Origin of the sequence: Bacillus capparidis, from assembly GCF_017832095.1 — a bacterium.
Classification (GTDB): Bacteria; Bacillota; Bacilli; order Bacillales; family Bacillaceae; genus Bacillus; species Bacillus gobiensis.
In genome coordinates this window covers 627,039-646,910 of record NZ_JAFDST010000002.1, presented here as the reverse complement: position 1 = coordinate 646,910, position 19,872 = coordinate 627,039, and the positions used below count along the sequence as shown (strand labels likewise).

At 42.4% G+C, this 19,872-nt stretch carries 17 protein-coding genes and 1 pseudogene; 7 read left to right on the top strand and 11 right to left on the bottom strand.

The genetic code is table 11. The features are described 5' to 3' along the window. Positions 1-208: 208 nt before the first annotated feature. The 7 genes and pseudogenes from JOC74_RS10260 to JOC74_RS10230 all read right to left on the bottom strand — a co-directional run bounded on the left by JOC74_RS10260 (position 209) and on the right by JOC74_RS10230 (position 6,393). Positions 209-1,054 carry a 5'-methylthioadenosine/S-adenosylhomocysteine nucleosidase gene (locus JOC74_RS10260; protein WP_053604483.1) on the bottom strand — a complete coding sequence of 282 codons (846 nt, stop codon included), beginning with the start codon at positions 1,052-1,054 and terminating at the stop codon, positions 209-211. Positions 1,055-1,175: 121 nt separating this feature from the next. Next, positions 1,176-2,534 (bottom strand): NCS2 family permease, encoded by a 1,359-nt coding sequence (locus JOC74_RS10255; RefSeq protein ID WP_211086143.1) that lies wholly within the window; start codon positions 2,532-2,534, stop codon positions 1,176-1,178. Between the two features lie 24 nt (positions 2,535-2,558). Beyond that, positions 2,559-3,554: an aromatic ring-hydroxylating dioxygenase subunit alpha gene (locus JOC74_RS10250; RefSeq protein WP_053604481.1), complete on the bottom strand. Its 996-nt coding sequence runs from the start codon at positions 3,552-3,554 to the stop codon at positions 2,559-2,561. 16 nt (positions 3,555-3,570) lie between these two features. Beyond that, complete coding sequence (locus JOC74_RS10245) at positions 3,571-3,810, bottom strand: ferredoxin (RefSeq protein WP_053604480.1); 240 nt, start codon at positions 3,808-3,810, stop codon at positions 3,571-3,573. Positions 3,811-3,825: 15 nt separating this feature from the next. Continuing rightward, a pseudogene (locus tag JOC74_RS10240) lies at positions 3,826-4,805 on the bottom strand (NAD(P)/FAD-dependent oxidoreductase). Between the two features lie 23 nt (positions 4,806-4,828). Then, positions 4,829-5,875: a Rieske 2Fe-2S domain-containing protein gene (locus tag JOC74_RS10235; RefSeq protein WP_053604478.1), complete on the bottom strand. Its 1,047-nt coding sequence runs from the start codon at positions 5,873-5,875 to the stop codon at positions 4,829-4,831. Between the two features lie 194 nt (positions 5,876-6,069). Then, positions 6,070-6,393 carry a Na-translocating system protein MpsC family protein gene (locus JOC74_RS10230; protein ID WP_053604477.1) on the bottom strand — a complete coding sequence of 108 codons (324 nt, stop codon included), beginning with the start codon at positions 6,391-6,393 and terminating at the stop codon, positions 6,070-6,072. Between the two features lie 215 nt (positions 6,394-6,608). On the opposite strand from JOC74_RS10230, the gene JOC74_RS10225 reads away from it, so the two are divergent. The 4 genes from JOC74_RS10225 to JOC74_RS10210 are packed head-to-tail and all read left to right on the top strand — an operon-like array spanning position 6,609 to position 9,459. Continuing rightward, entirely contained in the window at positions 6,609-7,052 is a 444-nt protein-coding gene (locus JOC74_RS10225) for a MarR family winged helix-turn-helix transcriptional regulator (RefSeq protein WP_053604476.1), read from the top strand. A 13-nt stretch (positions 7,053-7,065) separates the two neighbouring features. After that, the gene (locus JOC74_RS10220) at positions 7,066-8,007 is read left to right on the top strand and encodes a ring-cleaving dioxygenase (protein ID WP_053604475.1); all 942 of its coding nucleotides are present in this window, start codon (positions 7,066-7,068) and stop codon (positions 8,005-8,007) included. A 54-nt stretch (positions 8,008-8,061) separates the two neighbouring features. Then, on the top strand, positions 8,062-8,460 hold the full coding sequence (locus JOC74_RS10215) for a DoxX family protein (protein WP_053604474.1): 399 nt from the start codon (positions 8,062-8,064) through the stop codon (positions 8,458-8,460). Positions 8,461-8,481: 21 nt separating this feature from the next. After that, positions 8,482-9,459 carry a ring-cleaving dioxygenase gene (locus JOC74_RS10210; RefSeq protein WP_053604473.1) on the top strand — a complete coding sequence of 326 codons (978 nt, stop codon included), beginning with the start codon at positions 8,482-8,484 and terminating at the stop codon, positions 9,457-9,459. 491 nt (positions 9,460-9,950) lie between these two features. Here JOC74_RS10210 and JOC74_RS10205 read toward each other — a convergent pair whose 3' ends face one another. Both JOC74_RS10205 and JOC74_RS10200 read right to left on the bottom strand, forming a co-directional pair. Beyond that, the gene (locus tag JOC74_RS10205; RefSeq protein WP_053604471.1) at positions 9,951-12,701 is read right to left on the bottom strand and encodes a DEAD/DEAH box helicase; all 2,751 of its coding nucleotides are present in this window, start codon (positions 12,699-12,701) and stop codon (positions 9,951-9,953) included. Continuing rightward, complete coding sequence (locus JOC74_RS10200) at positions 12,694-14,286, bottom strand: SWIM zinc finger family protein (RefSeq protein ID WP_053604470.1); 1,593 nt, start codon at positions 14,284-14,286, stop codon at positions 12,694-12,696. Before JOC74_RS10200 ends, JOC74_RS10205 begins: the two co-directional genes overlap by 8 nt. 199 nt (positions 14,287-14,485) lie before the next feature. Here JOC74_RS10200 and JOC74_RS10195 point away from each other — a divergent pair, with 199 nt between their 5' ends. Then, a complete protein-coding gene (locus JOC74_RS10195; protein ID WP_098945247.1) occupies positions 14,486-14,629 on the top strand; it encodes a YwzD family small protein in 144 nt (47 codons plus the stop codon). A 33-nt stretch (positions 14,630-14,662) separates the two neighbouring features. Here the strand turns inward: JOC74_RS10195 and JOC74_RS10190 are convergent, their stop codons facing one another. Both JOC74_RS10190 and JOC74_RS10185 read right to left on the bottom strand, forming a co-directional pair. Then, positions 14,663-15,979, bottom strand: coding sequence for a cellulase family glycosylhydrolase (locus JOC74_RS10190; RefSeq protein ID WP_053604469.1), 1,317 nt, complete (start codon positions 15,977-15,979; stop codon positions 14,663-14,665). Next, the gene (locus JOC74_RS10185; RefSeq protein ID WP_053604468.1) at positions 15,976-17,292 is read right to left on the bottom strand and encodes an O-antigen ligase family protein; all 1,317 of its coding nucleotides are present in this window, start codon (positions 17,290-17,292) and stop codon (positions 15,976-15,978) included. Before JOC74_RS10185 ends, JOC74_RS10190 begins: the two co-directional genes overlap by 4 nt. A 1,168-nt stretch (positions 17,293-18,460) precedes the next feature. Here JOC74_RS10185 and JOC74_RS10180 point away from each other — a divergent pair. Together JOC74_RS10180 and JOC74_RS10175 are read left to right on the top strand one after the other, a co-directional pair. Beyond that, positions 18,461-19,189: a YveK family protein gene (locus tag JOC74_RS10180; protein WP_211086142.1), complete on the top strand. Its 729-nt coding sequence runs from the start codon at positions 18,461-18,463 to the stop codon at positions 19,187-19,189. Beyond that, entirely contained in the window at positions 19,170-19,868 is a 699-nt protein-coding gene (locus tag JOC74_RS10175; protein ID WP_312883799.1) for a CpsD/CapB family tyrosine-protein kinase, read from the top strand. The genes JOC74_RS10180 and JOC74_RS10175 overlap by 20 nt, the downstream gene beginning before the upstream one ends. Positions 19,869-19,872 lie beyond the last annotated feature (4 nt).

The window sequence follows — 19,872 nt, the reverse complement described above, 5'->3', positions numbered from 1 at the left end:
ATTGTCGGATGCTTCGGACTTGATTAAGAAAAGAAAAACTCAGGTGTGAAATCGCAGAAGGAATCGGGAATTTCGCTCCCGTGTTTCCCGGATAGAAAAGCGGAAAAAAGCGGAGGGAAAATTTCGCTAATCCGGCGATTCTCTAATTAAAAAACACCTCTTCAAACAAATTGCCTAAAAGAGGTGCTTTCCTATCAATCTTCTGAGATTATTTTTTCCCAATAGCCTTCACAATTTCCACGGAAAATTCAGCGCCGTATTTTCCCGCCGTTTCCAAGTCCTCAATTTTATCTCCGGATACTTCAGAGTTTGACACGGTTCTGATAGATAAGTAAGGAACGTCATAGCTTTTTGACACCTGGCCGACTGAAGCAGCTTCCATTTCTTCTACACTTGTTCCTGCCTTTTCATGGAACCATTGAATGCGATCGACTTCTCTGTTCCAAACGTCTGCACTGCCGACTTTTCCTTTAACCACTTTTCCGTGCTTATACTTATCAGCTACACTTAATGCCGCCTTCACTAGCTTGGGATCGCTCTTAAATGTTTCGTATGTCTTTAGTTCGCCGTTTTCTCTCATGCCCGTACCATCAAATTTCCATGATTCTGGCTTCATTCCTTCGCCGTCATCCCTATGATCCGTAATGAATCTGCCGATATTCATGACTTCAGTTCCGATTACGGTATCAAAGACGTGGAGCTTCGGATCATGGCCGCCTGCTGTACCTTGGTTAATAATCGCTTTTGGATGGTATTTTTCGATTAGCAATGTAGTAGAAGCAGCTGCGTGAACCATCCCTACTTCAGTTCTTGAAACGATGACGGGTATACCATTAATTTTCCCGCGATAAAATGTGTAGCTGCCGTGGGTTTCTTCTTTATATTCCCCCATTTTCTTAAGTAGAGCAGAAATCTCCATATCCATCGCGCCTTGAACTGCAATAGGCTGAGAAGACTCTTTCTGCGATTGATTGTTTTTCGCAAGCGCAGTGAATCCTTGAAAACCTAAAATTAATGCAACAATCGTGAACAATGCCAGTAACTTTTTTTTCATAAAAATCCTCCTTCTAATAGTAAAAATATAATAATTCATAGAGTATAATATAATTTTTATACGAAAACTAAGGACGATGTTATTAAATATTTTCAGTACTATTTAACTATTAATTTTCCAATTACACATGAAAAATAAAGTTGACAATAAAAGCAGCGCTAATCACATACATGATCCAATGAATCTCTTTCGCTTTTCCTGTCAATAACTTAATGAATGTAAAGGATAAGAAACCGAATGTTAATCCTTCACCAATACTAAACGTTAAAGGCATAAGGATAATGGTAAGAAAAGCAGGTACAGCATCTGTTACGTCGCCTAATGGAATATTCTTTATTTCCGTCAGCATAAAAGCTCCGACCATAATTAAAATAGGAGCTGTTGCAAACGCTGGAATAATGCTGATTAAAGGAGTAAACAAAATGCTTAACAGAAAAAGAAATGCTACTACGAGCGCCTTTAGCCCTGTTCTTCCGCCTTCTGCAATACCTGTTGCATTTTCTACATATGCATTCATCGCTGTAGACCCCATTGCGGCACTTGCCATCGTAGCGACAGAATCTGCAACCAATGCTTTATCCAGACCTTCAATCTCGCCTTTTTTGTTCATTAATCCAGCCTTTTTAGACAGCCCAATCATAGAGCCTAAATTATCAAAAAGCTCGACAAGAGTGAAAGAAAAAATGATAGAAAGGAGGCCGTAATGGAGAGCAGCTTTTATATCCATTTGTAAAAAAGTTTCAGACATACTTGGAAGCGAAAAAGACAAAATATGATTCACACTTTTTGGCGCTTCTACAATTCCTATAAACATCCCGACAATCGAAAGCAGCAAAATACAAATTAGCGCTGCTCCTTTGATTTTTCTGGCCGTTAAAACGGTGACGATTAGAAAACCAATGAGAGCGAGTAAAGGGGCAGGCTTTGTGATTTCACCAAGTGAAACAAAGGTTTCCTCATTGCTTATAATAATTCCGGCTTGTTTAAACCCGATAAAAGCGATAAATAACCCGATTCCGACAGCAATTGCACTTTTTAACACCGAAGGGATTCCATCAATAATTTTTTTGCGTAATCCGGTGATTGTCAGGATAAAAAATACCAATCCCGAAATAAAAACGGCCCCTAATCCTGTTTGCCAGGTTAATCCTTGGCCTAATACGACCGTATACGCAAAAAAAGCATTAAGTCCCATTCCCGGCGCTACAGCAATTGGCATATTCGCCCATAATGCAAAGAGAAGGGTAGCAAGGACAGTGGCAAAAATTGTCGCAGCAATGGCGGCTTCTTTTGGGATACCTGCATCTGCTAAAATGGCAGGATTCACAAAAATGATATAGCTCATTGTCATAAATGTTGTAATCCCTGCAAGAACCTCAGTTTTTACATTCGTGCGACGTTCTGTTAAACGAAAAAATTGATCTAACCAGTTGCTTGCATTCGTAGCATTCTCCGTTTTTTCATATAACGGCAATTCCATTCGCCTCCTTTTTATCATGTAAAGTTAAGTTGTGACCTTTTTACGTCCCGCTTCGCTTCCGAACGTGATACCTAACTCGCCCAGCCATCTTCTATAAGCAATACTAAGCCTGTCCGGTGTAAGGTGCAGCTCTGCCTGTAAATCCAGCGGCAGCTCCTCAGGTTTCTGGCTTTCGACGACCGTTGTATCCTGTTCGATAATGACCTGCTGGAAATCGCGAAAATATTGATCGGGTTGATCAAATCCATAATTTCTTGAAACTAAGGCAAACACCGTTGATTTTCTCTCTTCCTCAGGGCGAACGGCAAATAGCATGGAAAAAATCTCTTTCGTTTCATAATTTACTTTTTTCAACCGAGCCAATGTTGGACTTAAAATTTCAAACGTATAGTGGATGGTTGCATAATTTCCTGTCCCATCGGCATCTGCATAGACAGGGATTTCATCAGTAACGAAGCGGTTTTCTCGCCAATGTACTTTGTAATCAGGGATTTCAGCATAATTTGAGTCACCAAGAATGCCTTCATGCACGAAAGCCAGATGGCTGACATCTAAAAAGTTTTCAACAACTCGAGGTGCAGCAGCATGCAGCGTATGCGGATTCGCAAACACAGTCTTAAACGAAGGATCCTCGAATTCGACGTACTCTGGGACAGGGTTCTCACTAGCTGATAATTTCACCCAAATGAGTCCGTATTTTTCTGTACAGCTATAGACGACTGCTTTTGCTTTCGGCGGTATGACTCGGCCAGGTGGCTGCTGCGGAATTTTGACACAATTGCCCTCTGTATTGTATTCCCAGCCATGATAAGGACAGACAATACAGTCATTTTCTACTTTTCCGAGTGATAGCTCAGCACCTCGATGAATACACAAATCTTTAAAGGCTTGAATTCCATTACTCGTTCGAAATAGCACAATCCGCTCTCCCAAAATGACGACTTGCATAGGATCATCTGTCAGCTCGTGCGAATATGCTGCAGGCTGCCAATCATTTGCTAATACCGGATCTTTAGCCATCCTCTATTCCTCCAATTCACTTGTTTTTTGCGGCAAAGGGTTCATCCGCTACTTTAATCGATTCTGTCGGACAACCCTCGTACGCATCAATCAGGTCTTCCTCTAAATCTTCTTCTACCTCGGTTGTGCCCGTATTGTGATCAAGAATCACTTTGGCCAGCCCTTCTTCATCGTAATCAAAGATGTCTGGAGCAGCGGCTCCGCATGCCCCGCAAGCAATACAAGTATCTTTATCAACAATCGTAAATTTCCCCATTTATTTATCTCCTTTTTAAGCAAATACCGACGTACTATGAAGCGGCTGGACTTTTGATTTTGGATCTAAGTATGATTTCGCGTTGTTTACTGCGGTAGGCGCCTCGCCAAAACCGGTAGCAATCAGCTTCACTTTTCCATCAAATGTGCATACATCACCTGCTGCATAAACTCCCGGAATGTTTGTTTCCATTCGAGAATTGACAACAATCGAATTTTTCTGAATTTCCAATCCCCAATTTTTTATAGATCCGAGCGATGAGATGAATCCGTAGTTTACTATGACATCATCAACCTCAACGGCTTCTTTCGTTCTGTCTTTTGCATGCTCTAATACGACCTTTGTGATTTTGTCATTGCCGGCGAACTCTGCCGGAACATAAGGCGTTTTTATCGTTACGTTAGAACCGTGTAATTGTTCAACGCTGTGTTCGTGTGCCCGGAATCTATCCCGGCGGTGAACGAGTGTTACTTTCTCCGCGATCGGCTCGAGCATGAGTGCCCAATCTACTGCAGAATCCCCGCCTCCACAGATCATAACTTTCTTACCACGGAATGCTTCCAAGTCATCGATGAAATAATGTAGGTTTGCACTCTCGTATTGTTCTGCTGCTGCAAGCTCAATTTTTCTAGGTTGAAATGCGCCATTACCTGCTGTGATAATGATCGTTTTTGTAACATGCTCCTCTTTATCAGTGGTCAGCTTAATCGTTCCGTCTCCCTGAATCTCAAGGCCTTTTGCAACTTGTTCTAAACAAATCGCCGGATTGAACTGAGCCATTTGCTCTTTCAGGCGATTGACTAATTCCTGCGCTCGAATTTTCGGAAATCCGGCAATATCATAAATATATTTTTCCGGATAAAGAGCAGAAAGCTGGCCGCCAAGCTGTGGCAGCTTTCGATAATTTTTACAGAAGAATTTCGCATTCCTCCGTAAAAGGAGGCAAATAACCCTGTAGGTCCTCCGCCAATAATTGTAATGTCGTATAATTTCATATTTGAATACTCCAATCATTGATTTAACTCGTATAAATTGTTCCGAGACCTAATTGTTTAAGAATTTTCCGGTAAGCAACCGATGTTTTGTCTGCCATAATATGAGCCTCCATCTGCAAGTCCAGCGGCAAATCTTCAGGCTTTTGGTTTTCAACCATTTCCCTGTCCTCCGTGAACACTTGAAGATTAAACGCATAGACATCTTCAACAGGAGAATCCTTGTCAAAGTTTCTCGCAATTGGAGCGAACAATCTAGTTTCTCTTGCTGAAATCGGACAAACGGCATTCATAATCCACAATTCTCCCCCGTTAGGAAAATAAACCTTTAATGTAGCTGTAAACGGAGGATATACATCAAAGACACGAAGCCATTTGAAATCTTCCGGATTCAGGTGCTGCATTTCCTTCGGATAATTGCTAACCGTACTCAAATATTCGACGTGCAGTCCGTAATCAGTATTGTCTACCTGATAACGGGGAACAAAAGCGTTGTTTCGGTCACCGAACGTTTCCGTATGCACCCAGGCAAAGTGGGCTACATCGAGAAACCCTTCCATTTGTCTCCCGGCAGATCCTTTAATATCAAACGAGGGACAAACAATCTGTTGGAAATCCGGATCATCCCAAGCAGAAAATGACGGCATATTGTCGATTTCGCCCGATAAAGACGTCCACACTAATCCAAACCGTTCGACAACAGGATAAACGGACATACACAAGCGCGGATTAATTTTGGCATCTGGATGAGCTGGAATCGATGTGCATTTGCCGTCCGTTCCGTATCGAAACCCATGATAAGGACAGACGATATCTTCACCCTCAACCCATCCCATACTGAGAGGAGTCCCGCGGTGAACACAAAGATCACGGGCAACAACGATTTTACTGTTCGTGCGATAGACGACTAGGTTTACATCAAGAAGCTTAACGGCTAACGGTTTCTCAGTAACTTCCGTCTGTTGCGCGACAGGGTACCAATATTTACTTAAAACAGTCCAATCCTCATAGCTAAATGTACAGTCACGTGGAAGATCTACGGCCTTATTTTTAAATGTAGGAGTTCCTTTCATCGTTCTTCATCCTTTCCACTACTTCTTTGACTCTAATAAAAAAGAGCCGTGAAGATAGAAGAAATATATTCTTCCATCTTCACGGCTCTTTCCATCCGTAAACAGAGGATAAGCGTCCGCTACAAAACTTTATGTGGGTTGCTGAAAAAACGAGTATGACGAGTTTCCAACAATCAAAGTTTGTTATTCAAATGTTAATAGCAAATAACTGTGCAAGAGCGCTCGTTTCCAGGATCATAATCTCTGAATAAGGCGGTTATTTTTATATCAAACTCCTGCTCTACTTTCTTTTTCAGTAGTTTTTTATACTTTAGCGATAAAGCATAATCAATTGAAAAGACTAGTTCACTATGTTCATCCATTAAAGCATCCAAAGCCGGGATACGCTTAGATCTGGAGAAAATAAGAATCTTTCCATCCTGTATTTCAATATTTTGATCATGCACGCCGACTCTAAAGATTTCTTTATTTATTTCGTTGAAAAGGGTGGCCAATCTCTTCTTAAAATCCTGATCCATTATGTCTCTTCACCTATTTCACTATCTTTAAGTATTAATATTATTTGCAAATGATAAACTAATCAATTTTTTTGTGAGGTTTTCTGACTCATAATGTAGTCTGTGCAACGGAATAGCAGCTATGAAAATTCATGCTTGACAACAAATCAATTTAGTTATAAACTGACATCAAGATATAAGTTTAGTACTTAACTGACAACAAAAGAGGTGATTGTGTGAAAGAAAGAAAAACGGATTCCTCCTTATCGAAGCAAGATGAACGAATCGGTATTTTATTATGGTTCCGTCTTTCACGTTTTTATAATCAGAGTATCCGTGAAACCAATCAGCATTTAAAAAATTGGGACCTGTCGGCAGCGCAATTTGATGTTTTGGCTCAAGTCGGCTCCCATAAGCGATTGTCTCAGCAAGAGCTTGCTAAAAAGCTACTTGTCACCAAAGGCAATATCACGCAGCTACTAAACAAAATGGAAGAATTGGGGCTGGTGAAACGGGAGCAGGAATGGAAAACAAAATATCTTTCCTTAACTGACAACGGAAAAGCGTTATTTGATGAAGTAGTTCCGAAGCAAGAGCATTTTCAAGCCGCTCAGTTTAACGAGTTGAACCATGAAGAAAAAAAACAGCTGCTTGAGCTTCTCAAAAAAATTCAAAAATAAAGGAGGGTGTCTCATGGAATTAAAAGGAATTCACCACGTATCTGCATTAACAGCAAAAGCTCGTGAAAACGTTGATTTTTACACAAAGGTATTAGGTCTCCGTCTTGTGAAAAAGACGGTTAATCAGGACGATACTTCTGTTTATCATTTATTCTATGGAGATGAAAAAGGGAATCCCGGTACAGAATTGACCTTTTTTGAAATCCCAATGATTGCGAAGAAGCATGAAGGGACGAACAGCATTTCCGCAACTTCCCTTCGCGTTCCAAATGATCGAGCGATCGCTTACTGGAAGCAGCGTTTCGAAGAATTGAATATTGAACATGAAGAAATAGCCAATCAGGCTGGCCGTTTCACTTTAGCATTCAAGGATTTTGAGGGACAGCACTTGATTTTAGTGTCTGATGAAAATAATGAAGGAGTCCAAGGCGGAATTCCATGGAAAAAAGCTCAGGTCCCTGCAGAGTACGGAATTGTCGGCTTAGGTCCGGTTAAATTAACTGTAAAAAACGCAAAAGCTACAATCGGCATTTTAACAGAGCTGCTGGGCTTCCGTATTAAAGGAAATGAGCAAGACACTGTAGTACTTGAAACGGGTGAAGGCGGAACTGGTGCTGAAATTCACGTAGAAGAAAAGACGGATTTCCCTCCCGAACGCCAAGGACGCGGCAGCGTTCATCATGTAGCCTTTCGCGTAGATAATGAGGAAGAGCTGCACGAATGGATAAAGCGAATTCGTGAAGCGAAAATACCTAATTCAGGGTTTGTTGATCGTTTTTACTTCCGTTCGCTATACTTCAGAGAACCTAATGGGATTCTTTTCGAACTAGCAACCGATGGACCGGGTTTCGATTCGGATGAAGATATCGAACATTTAGGAGAATCACTCGCTTTACCGCCGTTTCTTGAGCCAAAAAGGGAAGAAATCGAAGCCAAATTAAAACCGTTAAGATAAAAAATTTTAGCTATATATCTCGAATTAATAATATATCAATTAGGAGTGAATATTATGTTAGATACAGGATTATTGTTGATAAGATTAGTGATTGGACTGCTCTTTGTCGGACATGGTGCGCAAAAATTGTTTGGCTGGTTTGGCGGGCATGGCTTAAAAGGAACAGGCGGCTGGTTTGAATCGATGGGCATGAAGCCGGGTGTTACAATGGCGTTAGCAGCGGGACTGGCGGAATTGATTGGCGGGGTATTATTCGCTTTGGGGCTTTTCACACCGCTGGCAGGAGTAACAATTGCCGGAACGATGGTAATGGCTATTGTGAAAGTCCATGGACCAAACGGGTTGTGGGCGACTGAAAATGGCTACGAGTATAATTTGGTTCTATTAGCAGCCGCTATTGGTATCACATTGACCGGGCCTGGACAATATGCAATTGATGCGCTTATATTTTAAATCAAATGGAGGGATGAAACGATGAACGGTTTAAAAGGAATCCATCACGTAACGGCGATTACAAGCAGCGCGGAAAAAAACTATGATTTTTTCACAAATATTTTAGGGATGCGCTTAGTGAAAAAGACAGTAAATCAAGACGATATCCAAACATATCACCTGTTTTTTGCAGATGATAAAGGCAGTGCGGGAACAGATATGACCTTCTTTGACTTCCCAGGCATTCCAAAAGGGACTCACGGTACCAATGAGATTTCAAAAACCTCGTTTCGAGTTCCTGACGACGTAGCACTTGATTATTGGGAAAAACGGTTTGATCGCTTAGAAGTAAAGCACTCCGGCATCAAAGAACAATTTGGCAAGAAGACACTTTCTTTTGTCGATTTTGATGACCAGCAATATCAAATCATCTCAGACGAAAACAATAAAGGAGTTGCTTCCGGTACACCGTGGAAAAATGGTCCGATCCCGCTGGAATATGCGATCACCGGTTTAGGCCCGATCTTTATCACGATTGCGAATTTCGATCATTTTAAAGAAATGATGGAAAAGGTTCTATTATTTAAAGAAATCGCGCAAGAAGATTCCTTTCATCTATTTGAATTCGGTGAAGGAGGAAACGGTGCACAAGTCATCGTGGAACAAAACGTGAATCTTCCTCAAGCACAACAAGGCTTTGGTACAGTTCACCATGCGGCATTCCGTGTTGAAGATCGTTCGGTGTTGAATGAATGGATTCAGCGGATGCAAAGCTTCGGAATCCAATCATCGGGCTACGTCAATCGACACTTTTTCGAATCATTGTACACAAGAATTGCGCCGCACATCTTATTTGAATTTGCCACAGACGGACCGGGCTTTATGGGAGACGAACCGTATGAAACACTGGGAGAAAAATTATCCCTGCCGCCATTTTTAGAACCGAAACGCGAGCAAATTGAAAAAATAGTACGTCCGATTGATACAGTGCGAAGTACGAAAAAATTTGTGAAAGAATAGACCTGCACATTGCCATGTCATGTATCTATGGAAAACGGGTATAGTAAACTACGGTCTTTTCTCGAGAACTCTTACTCGAGGGAGGGCCGTTTAATTTAGCAGTATCTCTAGAAAAGGGTTAATCAGGGGGAACTATGCAATTAATGTCCGTGTATTGTGCAATTATAGCTAAGATCTGTGCAAATAAACCCGGCATCTGTGCAAATAAAGTCAATATCTGTGCAATTAAATGTAGGAATTATGCAATTCCACATGAGTTCTGTGCACTTCCCAGCCGAAACACCGTTTCCACTTGAATCCATCTCGCTACCATCGTCCATCCCAGTCTTAAACATCATCTCGCCGCAACCAAAATCGCAACCACCTCAGACCCAGTCGTAATCACCATCGCAACCGCAACCATCGCTACCACCACCCATCACAACCCCATCCCCCACAAAAAAAAACCAACCCAGCACCAGCCGAGTCGGTTCTTTCTACTTCACCAAAATTCACTTACTCCCCAGCGTAAACAGCTCCTCTAGTTCATTAGTAGAGAGCTCGGTGATCCAGTTTTCGCTTTGGATGATTTGGTTGTTCAGGCTTTGTTTTTTCTCGAGCATGCCGTCGATTTTTTCTTCGATTGTCCCTGTTGTGATCAGCTTATGGACATGGACGAAGCGGCTTTGCCCAATCCGGTAGGCGCGGTCAGTCGCTTGGTTTTCGACGGCGGGGTTCCACCAGCGGTCATAGTGGATGACGTGGTTGGCCGCTGTCAGGTTCAAGCCGGTGCCGCCCGCTTTTAATGAAAGAATCAAAAACGGAAATTCTTTGTTTTGAAATTGCTGAACGAGTTGGTCTCGTTCTGTTTTTGAGAGGCTGCCGTTCAGAAATTTGACGGGCACGCCAAAGGATTTTTCAAGAATGCTTTTCATCATTTCGCCCATTTGAATGTATTGGGTGAAGATGAGGCAGCTTTCGTCCTGCTCATTGATCGCTCCGGCCAGTTCGATCAGCTTTGTGAATTTTTCTGAACGGCCGTTCAACAGCTCAGATTGTTCCTTTAAATAAAGAGCCGGGTGGTCGCAAATTTGCTTTAGTTTGCCCAGCATGCTCAAAATCAAAGCTTTTTTCTGCATTCCGGCAAGAGAGACCATATGATCAAACGTGTCCTTTACGAGCTGCTCATAGAGCGATGCCTGCTCGACAGATAGCGGAATGTATTCCTTTTGCTCCAGTTTTTCCGGGAGATTTAAGGCTACTTCTTCGTCCTGCTTCGTGCGGCGGAGCAGGAACGGTTTAATGATCTGCTGGAGCTTGTCGATCCGTTGTTCATCGCGGTCTTTTTCGATGGGGAGCACGTAGCGTTTATGGAACGCGCCCAAACTTCCGAGATACCCTTTGTTCATAAAGTCGAAAATCGACCATAATTCGGTCAGTCTGTTCTCCATCGGTGTCCCGCTCAATGCGATGTGATGCTCGCCGACGAGCTTGCGGATCGCCCTCGATTGCTTCGTATGAGCATTTTTTATGTTTTGCGCTTCATCCAGACAGATGGTGCTCCACCGGACTCCTTCAAGCTCGTCAAAATCTGAATGTGATAAGCCGTATGTTGTGAGAACGACATCGGTTTCCGCATAATGTGAAGCGAAATCCTCTTCCTTTGGCCGGTTCCCTCCATAATGAAGCTTTACCTTCAGGTCGGGGGCAAAGGTTTCAAGCTCCCGCTGCCAGTTTCCGAGTACGGACGTCGGGCAGATGATAAGGGCAGGCGCAGATTGGCCTTTTTCTTTCACATGGAGCAAATAGGTGATCATTTGAATCGTTTTTCCGAGTCCCATGTCATCCGCAAGACAAGCGCCAAACCCGCTTTCCCGTAAGAAAAGCAGCCAGTTGACGCCGTGCTCCTGATACGGGCGCAGCTTTCCGTTAAAACCTTCCGGAACAGGGTAGGAAGGCAAATTCTCATTGTTTTTCAGCTTTTGAATCATTTTCCGTAAAGAGTTCGACAGCTCAAACTGGATCGATGCGAAAGCCGAGGAATCAAGCAGCTCGTCAGCGTTCCCGACTAGATTCTCTTCGTCTTGCTCTGACAGCTCTCTCGCCAGCACATCCGACATATGAAGCCCTTCGATTTCTGCACGCTCCATCAGCTTTTTCATTTGCTTAATAAATTCCGGGTCAATTTTCACCCATTGTCCGCGAATATTGACGAGCCGGCGATTGCCTGCTACGAGCTCGTTAAATTCCTCTTCTGTCAGTTCAACGCCGCCTGTGGCAAACTGCCAGTTAAAATCCATCAGCGCGTTCATACCGACAAATGATTCACCGCGGGGAGAGGAAGAAACCTTCGCCTTTAGCATCATGGATGATTCCTTCACGATTTGCCACCAGGACGGCAGCAAAATCTCAACGCCCATATTGACGAGTGTTTCGCTATACTCGGAAAGGAACAGCCATGCTTCTTGCTCCGTCAGCTGCGACGTACCGGAATCAAAGGAAAGCCAGGGCACGACGTGGGCAAATCGATCTTGCTCTCTTGCGATTTTATCTGCATGCTTCTGCCACGATTTTTTCAACTTGTTCAGTCCGGTGAAAAAGCGGAGATCGCCGTTTTTTTTGTCTCGTAAAAATTGTTCAAGCTTCCACTCGTCGCCGTCAAATTCGGGCTCGTTCAAGCGAAGTCCCACAGTAAACGGGGTCTCGTCTTCATACCAGCCAATCGATTCAAGAAAATCTTGCTCATCGAGAAATAAGCTTTTGAATTCCAGCAGGTGAAGCTGCCGATTCCGGACGGTTTCCCATTTTTCATGTAAAGAAGGTATGAAAGCGACATAATCCTCTACAGCATAGGAAAACCATTCCAATTGAAATCCTTCAAGAACACCGTCTTTGTCCTTCCAGCGGAGGGCTCCATTCTTCCAAGCTTCATAATCAGGCAGAAAATCGCCATCCTCGATGAATTCATAAATCGTCGATGCAGCCTCCATCAGAGAATCGGTTTCTTCAGTAAGATGAATCGTGCAAAAGGAGTTAAACGAGCTTTTCCCAAGAAGCTCGACAGCCATCCAAGGGGTAAGCAGAATGGCAGAATCCACATCTTCAAGAAAGGTGCCGTAATACGAGGACTCATGCCACTGAAAGAGCAGCTTTTCCATTAACGGCAATGGCAGCGGAATTTGCTCCTCATCATAGCAGGTCAAAAGAAACGAGAAATTTTCAGTTTGTTCAACGTGCACATAAGCTTCCTTCAGACTAGCCATCGATTAACTTTCCTTTCCTTAGTTCCTCCTGAAAAGCGCGGAGGCGTTTATGCTGCTTCGAGAGACGTATGATGTATTGATCCCAGATTTCGACTCTCTTTGCCTTTTTATATAAGGTCTTTAGCTTCTTTAAATTTCGTACCGCTTCCTTGTAAACGCTGCGATTTCTGAATCTTAACAGGTGAGCGATCTCCCGGTGGTAGGATGGAATTAATGCTTCAGGTGCTGACTTGCCTACTTCCTTCAGCAAATCCCGTTCCAGCTCGGAAATAGAAAACCCGATCATGCTGTGAATTTCCACCCATTCGGTATACCGGCCTTTGTCAAATAAGAAATAGCTGTATTCTGTAAAGGTATACGGCAGGCATTTGCGGCAAAAGTGCTCAAACATTTTGTTGTCCGCAGTTTGCTCGGTGTATTTTTGCAGGAGCTCAAAGAAATCAGACACCGTGCTGCGAAGTTCCCTGTACGGTAAATTCTCCCCGCAATAGTCCTCGGCAATGCCGCCAAGCTGTCCGTACCACTTGCTGAGCCTTTTCCACTCGTTTCTGCGCGTGATTTCAGCGAGCCAATGCAGGACAAACGGAAAAACGGCAGGTTTAAAACCCTTTACCCGTTCGAGTACAAGGTCATCGTTTTTTTGCAAAATGTGCAAAAACAACAAGCCGAGATCTGGCTCGATATAATCGTCTTTTTCAAGAACTGGCTCAAGAGCGGCCATCTCTGCCTTGATCCATTTTGGCCGGTTCAAAATACTTCTCCATAGTTCTTCATAAATAAATACCCGTTCATAATAAAAGTGGCGCTTTTTCAAAAGAAGCTCGCGAAGAACCCCCGTAGTTTTTTCTAAAAACGGATCTAGTGAAAACGATATGGCATAAGCCTGCATTTGCGAGAGAGAGGACAAAATGGTGTCCATCAGCTGCTCAACGTATGGATTTAAGCTGTAAAAATCCCGTTTCGGATCAACCCGTTCCTTGTCAATTAACGTATGCATCGCTTTCCATGTCGCGAGAGCCGTATGGATTTGATAGAGGCCTTTTAGCTCTTCCTTTTGTGGCTGCTGCTTTTTTATGGCGGACAAATAGCCGTAATAAAGGCTTTGCATTGTTTGCTGCCGTGCGGGTGTCCGCTCTTCCCAGCGCTCAAACTCCACTTGAAAAAATGACAGCCATCCTTCCAGCGTCTCCAGTGAAAAGGACGCTTGCTGCTTATCAGAAAAAAGCAGATTGGCCGGCTTTTCCTTCCATAAGTCTACAAATGTACCGATTGGCTGGTAATGAGCATAAATATAAAGAAACGCTGCAATAATGTGACGGCATATTCCTTCGTCTTTGCAGGAGCATGTGCCGGAAGAAACGTGCAGAAGATTCACCAATACCTGACACGGTACAGGCTCCTGATCCTGAACGTAAGCAGCCGCTTGAAAGAAGCTTTTGGCTTTTACTCCGTAGACTGCATCCTGCCGATAGAGCTGCAAAGCTTCTTTTACCAAACGGACATTTTCTTCACTGTATGGAAGAGCCTGCTCGAAGTCTTCCGCGGCCTGCAGCACATCTTTCTTATCAAAGGATTCCTGAAGCATAGATCCCGCTCCTTATCTTTTAAAAAAGTTCCCAATTGTTCTATTATAACGTAATCCATAATTTCGCAAAAGTTTTTCTTCAAGAAAGGACATAAATTGAAGGGACCTGTCGAAATATGTTTTAGAAATTGCATCCAGATTCATAACAGCTTATAATTGTAGATAGTTTTCACTAATGGAAACGAAAGGAACTAGAATAATGAGTGAAAAGTCTTTAAATCAAGAACAACTTTTAAAAATTCTTATGCATGCGTATACTCTTGGCGAAGAATCCCATGATATGACAACAACAGAGCTCTTAGAAGATTTAATCTTGAAAATAAAAAACGGATACGCGCTCTAAAAGAAAAACCGCAGATTGCTGCGGTTTTTCTTTTTAATAGATTCTTATATAAGACGGGCTTTGTTTTAGCTTAAGCTTCACTTTTCCATTCAAGGGAACGTTGCGGCTCTCTCCTGTGAGTGAGACCAGTTTTCCTGTATTGCCGTTTGCCTCTATTTCGTAATCGTGCTCCTTCGAGGTTGTCCAATAAACGATCACCTGTCTACCCTCTTTTTCAAACACCAACACGTAATCGTCGTCATTCCCTGTATTGATCCTTTCTTTGAAGTGAAACCCAGACAATTGCCCAGTAAAGGTTTTATATGCCGCATAGGCCGGCTTTTGTTTTCCCTTTGAATCGAGCAGCCCGTAGTTATGCACTTCTACCTTTGGATCCGTGCCGTTGTCGCGAAGACCGTACCAGATGCTGACGGGAATCTCCGCCATTTGATTCACAGCCAGCATTCGAACGAGATATTCCGCTTGCTTTTCTCTTGCAAAATCAGCCGGCATACTTGTCGTCGAATATCCCCACTCACCAGAAAAGACGGGCAGTTCTTTATTCGAATATTTCTTAATCAATTCCCGTAAGCGGGCGTACTCATTGATTACCGATTCCGGCGCTTTCTTTCGATATGGATGGACGGAAACGGCGTCGATTTGCTCAAGGACTCCTTTTTGAAATAGCTTCTCTAGCCAAGCGAATGTTTCATTCGTTAAAGCAAGGGCAGCCGGAGCAGAGACCGTTCCTGTAGGATCAGCCTGCTTGATGATCGGGGCAGTTTCATTTACCAGCGCTGCATAATCATCGATGCCCGGCTGAGGAGACCAGTGCAGATCAACATTCGGTTCGTTCCAAATTTCCCATATCGCGCCGCGATCCTTGTATCTCTCGGCAGCGGTTTTTACAAATTGAGAAAATCCGCTGAGTCCGCCTTGCGTTTGAATCGACTTATCCTGTTCATACAGCTTATTGCTGTAGCTGAAAATAAAATAAGGCTTCATCCCGTAACGATCAAGCAGCTCAACAAAACGATCAAATTGGCTGAAATCATATTGTCCCGGGGAAGTCTCAACCTTGTGCCATGATAAATCGATTCTCACTAATTTTACACCCAAAGTAGAAAGCTGCTTGATATCGTCTTCGTTTATGTCATGAATATTCACGCCTATTCCGTTTGGCAGCACCGGTGTGTTTTCATTATAAATACGATCACTTTTCGGCTCGAACTTGATTCCACCCTCGATCTCGCGGTATTTACCTATGTTCTCTTCACTACGATCCGGCTGAAAAATAAAAAACCTTGCAATGAGGATCAAGGTGAAGAAGAGAATAGCCCAAAAGGCTATTCTTTTTCTCGATCGATTCATTTGTTTCGCAATTCCTTACGTGACACAGAATATATGGCGGACAACAAAGCGATATGGAACCATAAGTAAGGCCGTAAAATGTTTTGGTTGAATTGCAGGATGAGCAGCAAGCAGATAAGTGAAAAAACCATCGAGCGCATCATGACACTGTATTCGCTATTGCGTAAAAGTTTGCTTAATTTAAATGGCTTTACCATGATTGTTATCAGGTAAGCTATAAAGATCACAAAGCCGATAATTCCAGTTGCGGCTAAAATTTCCGCAAATACGGATTGCCCTTCAAACGTGGAAGCTACTTCTTGATCTGTCACGGTCACACCGTATAGCTGGCCGATCGCTGGTGCAACACCGCCAAGGCTCACCCCATATATCGGATTATTGAGAAACACCTGCAGTGTGCTAAAGAAGTCTTCTAACCTGTATACCACGGAATGGGCAGGTGTACCGCCGATACCTGTCCCGCTGAGCAATGACGTTTCCGCGCCGGAACTTGAAAGAAGAGAAATCACGATAACACCAGCAGCAAGAGAAGCAATGAATACGATGGCTAAATATTTCATATAAACGGTTCCTATTAAAAACCCCTTGATAAACAGCCAAATGTATCTTAACAGCCAAATCGCCATTAGCACTAATCCCATTCGGGAAGAGCTTAAAATCAAAGCTGCTGTAATAATGAGGAAAAAGATGCCCAGTCTTTTTTTCGTGAACAGCTTCGTTTTCGATTCAAAAAACATATAGGATACGAGAACCCAGCCGGTAATTAAATATGTAGCGTAATAGGAGGGTTCATAGGAGAACCCGTTTACTCTCGGCAAGACCCCTTGTATCCACCACTGGGTAACAAACGGGGGAGTAATTCCCGCGATGCCCATAACAAATTGCAGAATCCCAAACAATGAGATAATAAGATAGGAGTAAATATACCAGCGGAACATCGTATCCACTTTGTCCTTACTATTGATAAAGTATACGATCGCAAAAAGCATCAGAACGTTGAGCAGCAGCCAAAAGGCGTACCCAAGGCTTCTCGTAAGAAACGTCGTATTTGGAATAGTGGCCAAAACAATAAACGTCCAGAAGAGTAAATAGATGCTTCCTAACGGTAATTTAAGTGTACCGGATTGTAAGGATGCGAAAGCCCACCAGCCAGCTATTAAAAGGGTTAAGATTTGGGCGCCTCGCAGGGTGAAACCTCCAGGCTGAAAAACCAAAAATAAATCCGAGGAAGCAGTTAAAGAAATACATATAATAATGAATACCATCAACGGCATCTTTTGGTTTTGAATGAGTGAGTAGTAAGCATCTTTCAAATTCAATCGCTCCTTTGGAATAAGCCATCTTTATTTGCAAGAAAAAAGTAGAATCGTCAAACTCTGATGAAATACTTACAATTTGTATTAATCATGACACGATCAAGAAGCGGATTCAATAGGAATAAAAGCACAGGTAGTGGCAGGCTCGGGGGGGCTTTCCCGGGGGTGCAATAATAAAAGGATAGGGAGCGAGAGCAGCAGAATTGCCGAAGATTACCTTGCTTTTAAAGGACTGGTAAGGTGTGAAACCGAAGGTGCAGCTCGCCGCCTGATAAACCACTCGCTCCAAATTTAACCAATAACACATCTTTTCTACCAGTCCTTTCTAACCATTTGTCAGAGCATTGATAAAAAAATGAAAAAAATGATAATAGAAGCTCCTGTCTGTTAAAGGATAAGGAAGCTTGTCGATTCATAAAACTTCTGAAGATATTTATATTGTAGAAAGTCGACAAAATACTTCATTCTTGAAAAATTGCCCAGCCTCCTTCTAGAAAAAAACATTTATTCACTATCAATTCTCGTAAAATTCTGTCGGTGATTCAGCCTGCCCCTACTAAAAGAATCATGCCTGGCAGCTGATTTTTTGGACTGTATTCCGACGTTCGTTATATTGCTTAAGTCTAAGGTCCTCAGAGGAGTAGGCTATTGGTTTAGTTCAAATGGGACTGTCAGAGATTAAAGACCTAACCGTAATATTACAGAAAATTCTGACTATTGTTACAATGTTAACAATCTTAAAATAAAAACGCTTACAATACGCTGAATAAGTGAAATTTGTAACCAAAGATCCTTTTTTATCCATAAAGGAAGGTAATTATAACTAAAAATCAAAATCTCAGACTCGAATGAAATCTGACAATATATGAAAAACGGGTAAGTATAAAGACTTAAATTTCAGCTCCAGCCCCTTATTCTGCAAAGGCTTACTTGAATGAAAGAATGCTAGTATGAAAGATGGTGTAGCGCTTTCAAGATTTTCGAAAATAAAAGAAGAGTCGTATCTAGTCGCAAGCTGGGACCTAAAATAGGATAATCTGAGTCTTTAAGAAACGAGATAACAATGTATAATCGGTTGTGTGATAAACATTTTCCATTCAAAACAAAATATTTCCCAAATACTGCAAGATGAATTACTAGAAAACATGCGTCAAGGGAGGATATCATGGAAGAAACTATTAGCTTAAAGGAACTTTTTTACACAATCAAAAAGAGATTAGCTTTAATTATTGCCATTACATTAATCTTAACGGTGGCGGCTGCTGTTTACAGTAATTTGACAGCAAAACCATCCTATCAGGCTTCGACACAAATTCTCATTAATAGGACAAATGCAGAAGAAGAAGAAGTTTACAATAATGAAATTCAAACCAACATTGAGTTGATCAGTACATACAATGTTATCATCAAGAGCAAGCCGATTTTACAGAAAGTCAAAGATGAATTAAATTTACAGGAATCTACTACTGTTCTCGAAGGCAAAATATCAGCCGCAAGTGAAAAAGGATCACAGGTCGTTGAAATTACTGTCACGGATGAGGATCAACAAAAAGCAGTAGACATTGCCAATTCGGTTGCTGGAGTATTCCAAGAGGATATTCAAGATATTATGAAGGTTGACAACGTCAATATCTTGTCTGAAGCAGAAACTGCGACGTCAAGCGGCTCAAATACCCAGATGATTATTGCACTCGCGTTTTTCGTTGGCTTAATGGCCAGCTTGGCACTTGCTTTTATCCTTGAATATATGGAAAACACGTTTAAATCTGAGGAAGAAATTGAAGAGAAGCTAGGCGCTCCGGTTCTGGGAACTATTTCAATGATTGACAGAGAGCTTAAAGACGGAAAAATTCAATATGAGCATCAAGTAAGGGGTGAGAATATTGGCTCGTAATCCAGTACCTTTGAACAACCAAACCTTAATTACGCTTTTGAAGCCATCGTCACCGAGCTCGGAGCAGTTCCGAGCGATTCGGACAAATATCGACTATGCGGCAGAGGAGCAAAAGATCCGTTCAATTCTAGTCACTTCCGCAAGTCATGAAGAAGGGAAATCTATGACTGCAGCCAATCTTGCCGTCGTATATGCCCAGCAAGGAAAACGAGTTCTACTAATTGACGCCAATCTGAGAAAGCCGTCTATGCATAATATCTTCAGCTTGAACAACTCAGCCGGACTGACTGAGGTATTGCGGAAGCAGCAGTTATTGGAACAAGTCATTCAAGGGTGCAGTGTACCTAATTTGACTGTCGTAACAAGCGGAAAGAGAACGTCGAATCCTGCCGAGCTCTTGTCCTCGAGCATGATGGAGGAATTACTGGCAGAAGCTTATATGAAGTATGACATCGTCATCTTTGATTCTCCAGGGATCCTGTCGGTAACCGATGCACAGATTCTTGCTAAGAAAACCGATGGCTCAATTCTTGTGGTATCAAGCAAAAAAACGAAAAAAGACCGCGCACAAAAAGCGAAAGAGCTGCTTTCTTCTTCGAAAAGAAGGTTCCTCGGAATCGTGCTAAACGGTAAACGAATGAAGACAGACTCGGTCAATTATTATAACGAGGCAAAATAAATCA

Excerpts from the sequence above, each read along its gene's own strand:
- JOC74_RS10260 (WP_053604483.1), bottom strand. The coding sequence starts at position 1,054 with ATGAAAAAAAAGTTACTGGCATTGTTCACGATTGTTGCATTAATTTTA.
- JOC74_RS10255 (WP_211086143.1), bottom strand. The coding sequence starts at position 2,534 with ATGGAATTGCCGTTATATGAAAAAACGGAGAATGCTACGAATGCAAGC.
- JOC74_RS10250 (WP_053604481.1), bottom strand. The coding sequence starts at position 3,554 with ATGGCTAAAGATCCGGTATTAGCAAATGATTGGCAGCCTGCAGCATAT.
- JOC74_RS10245 (WP_053604480.1), bottom strand. The coding sequence starts at position 3,810 with ATGGGGAAATTTACGATTGTTGATAAAGATACTTGTATTGCTTGCGGG.
- JOC74_RS10235 (WP_053604478.1), bottom strand. The coding sequence starts at position 5,875 with ATGAAAGGAACTCCTACATTTAAAAATAAGGCCGTAGATCTTCCACGT.
- JOC74_RS10230 (WP_053604477.1), bottom strand. The coding sequence starts at position 6,393 with ATGGATCAGGATTTTAAGAAGAGATTGGCCACCCTTTTCAACGAAATA.
- JOC74_RS10220 (WP_053604475.1), top strand. The coding sequence starts at position 7,066 with ATGGAATTAAAAGGAATTCACCACGTATCTGCATTAACAGCAAAAGCT.
- JOC74_RS10215 (WP_053604474.1), top strand. The coding sequence starts at position 8,062 with ATGTTAGATACAGGATTATTGTTGATAAGATTAGTGATTGGACTGCTC.
- JOC74_RS10210 (WP_053604473.1), top strand. The coding sequence starts at position 8,482 with ATGAACGGTTTAAAAGGAATCCATCACGTAACGGCGATTACAAGCAGC.
- JOC74_RS10205 (WP_053604471.1), bottom strand. The coding sequence starts at position 12,701 with ATGGCTAGTCTGAAGGAAGCTTATGTGCACGTTGAACAAACTGAAAAT.
- JOC74_RS10200 (WP_053604470.1), bottom strand. The coding sequence starts at position 14,286 with ATGCTTCAGGAATCCTTTGATAAGAAAGATGTGCTGCAGGCCGCGGAA.
- JOC74_RS10195 (WP_098945247.1), top strand. The coding sequence starts at position 14,486 with ATGAGTGAAAAGTCTTTAAATCAAGAACAACTTTTAAAAATTCTTATG.
- JOC74_RS10190 (WP_053604469.1), bottom strand. The coding sequence starts at position 15,979 with ATGAATCGATCGAGAAAAAGAATAGCCTTTTGGGCTATTCTCTTCTTC.
- JOC74_RS10180 (WP_211086142.1), top strand. The coding sequence starts at position 18,461 with ATGGAAGAAACTATTAGCTTAAAGGAACTTTTTTACACAATCAAAAAG.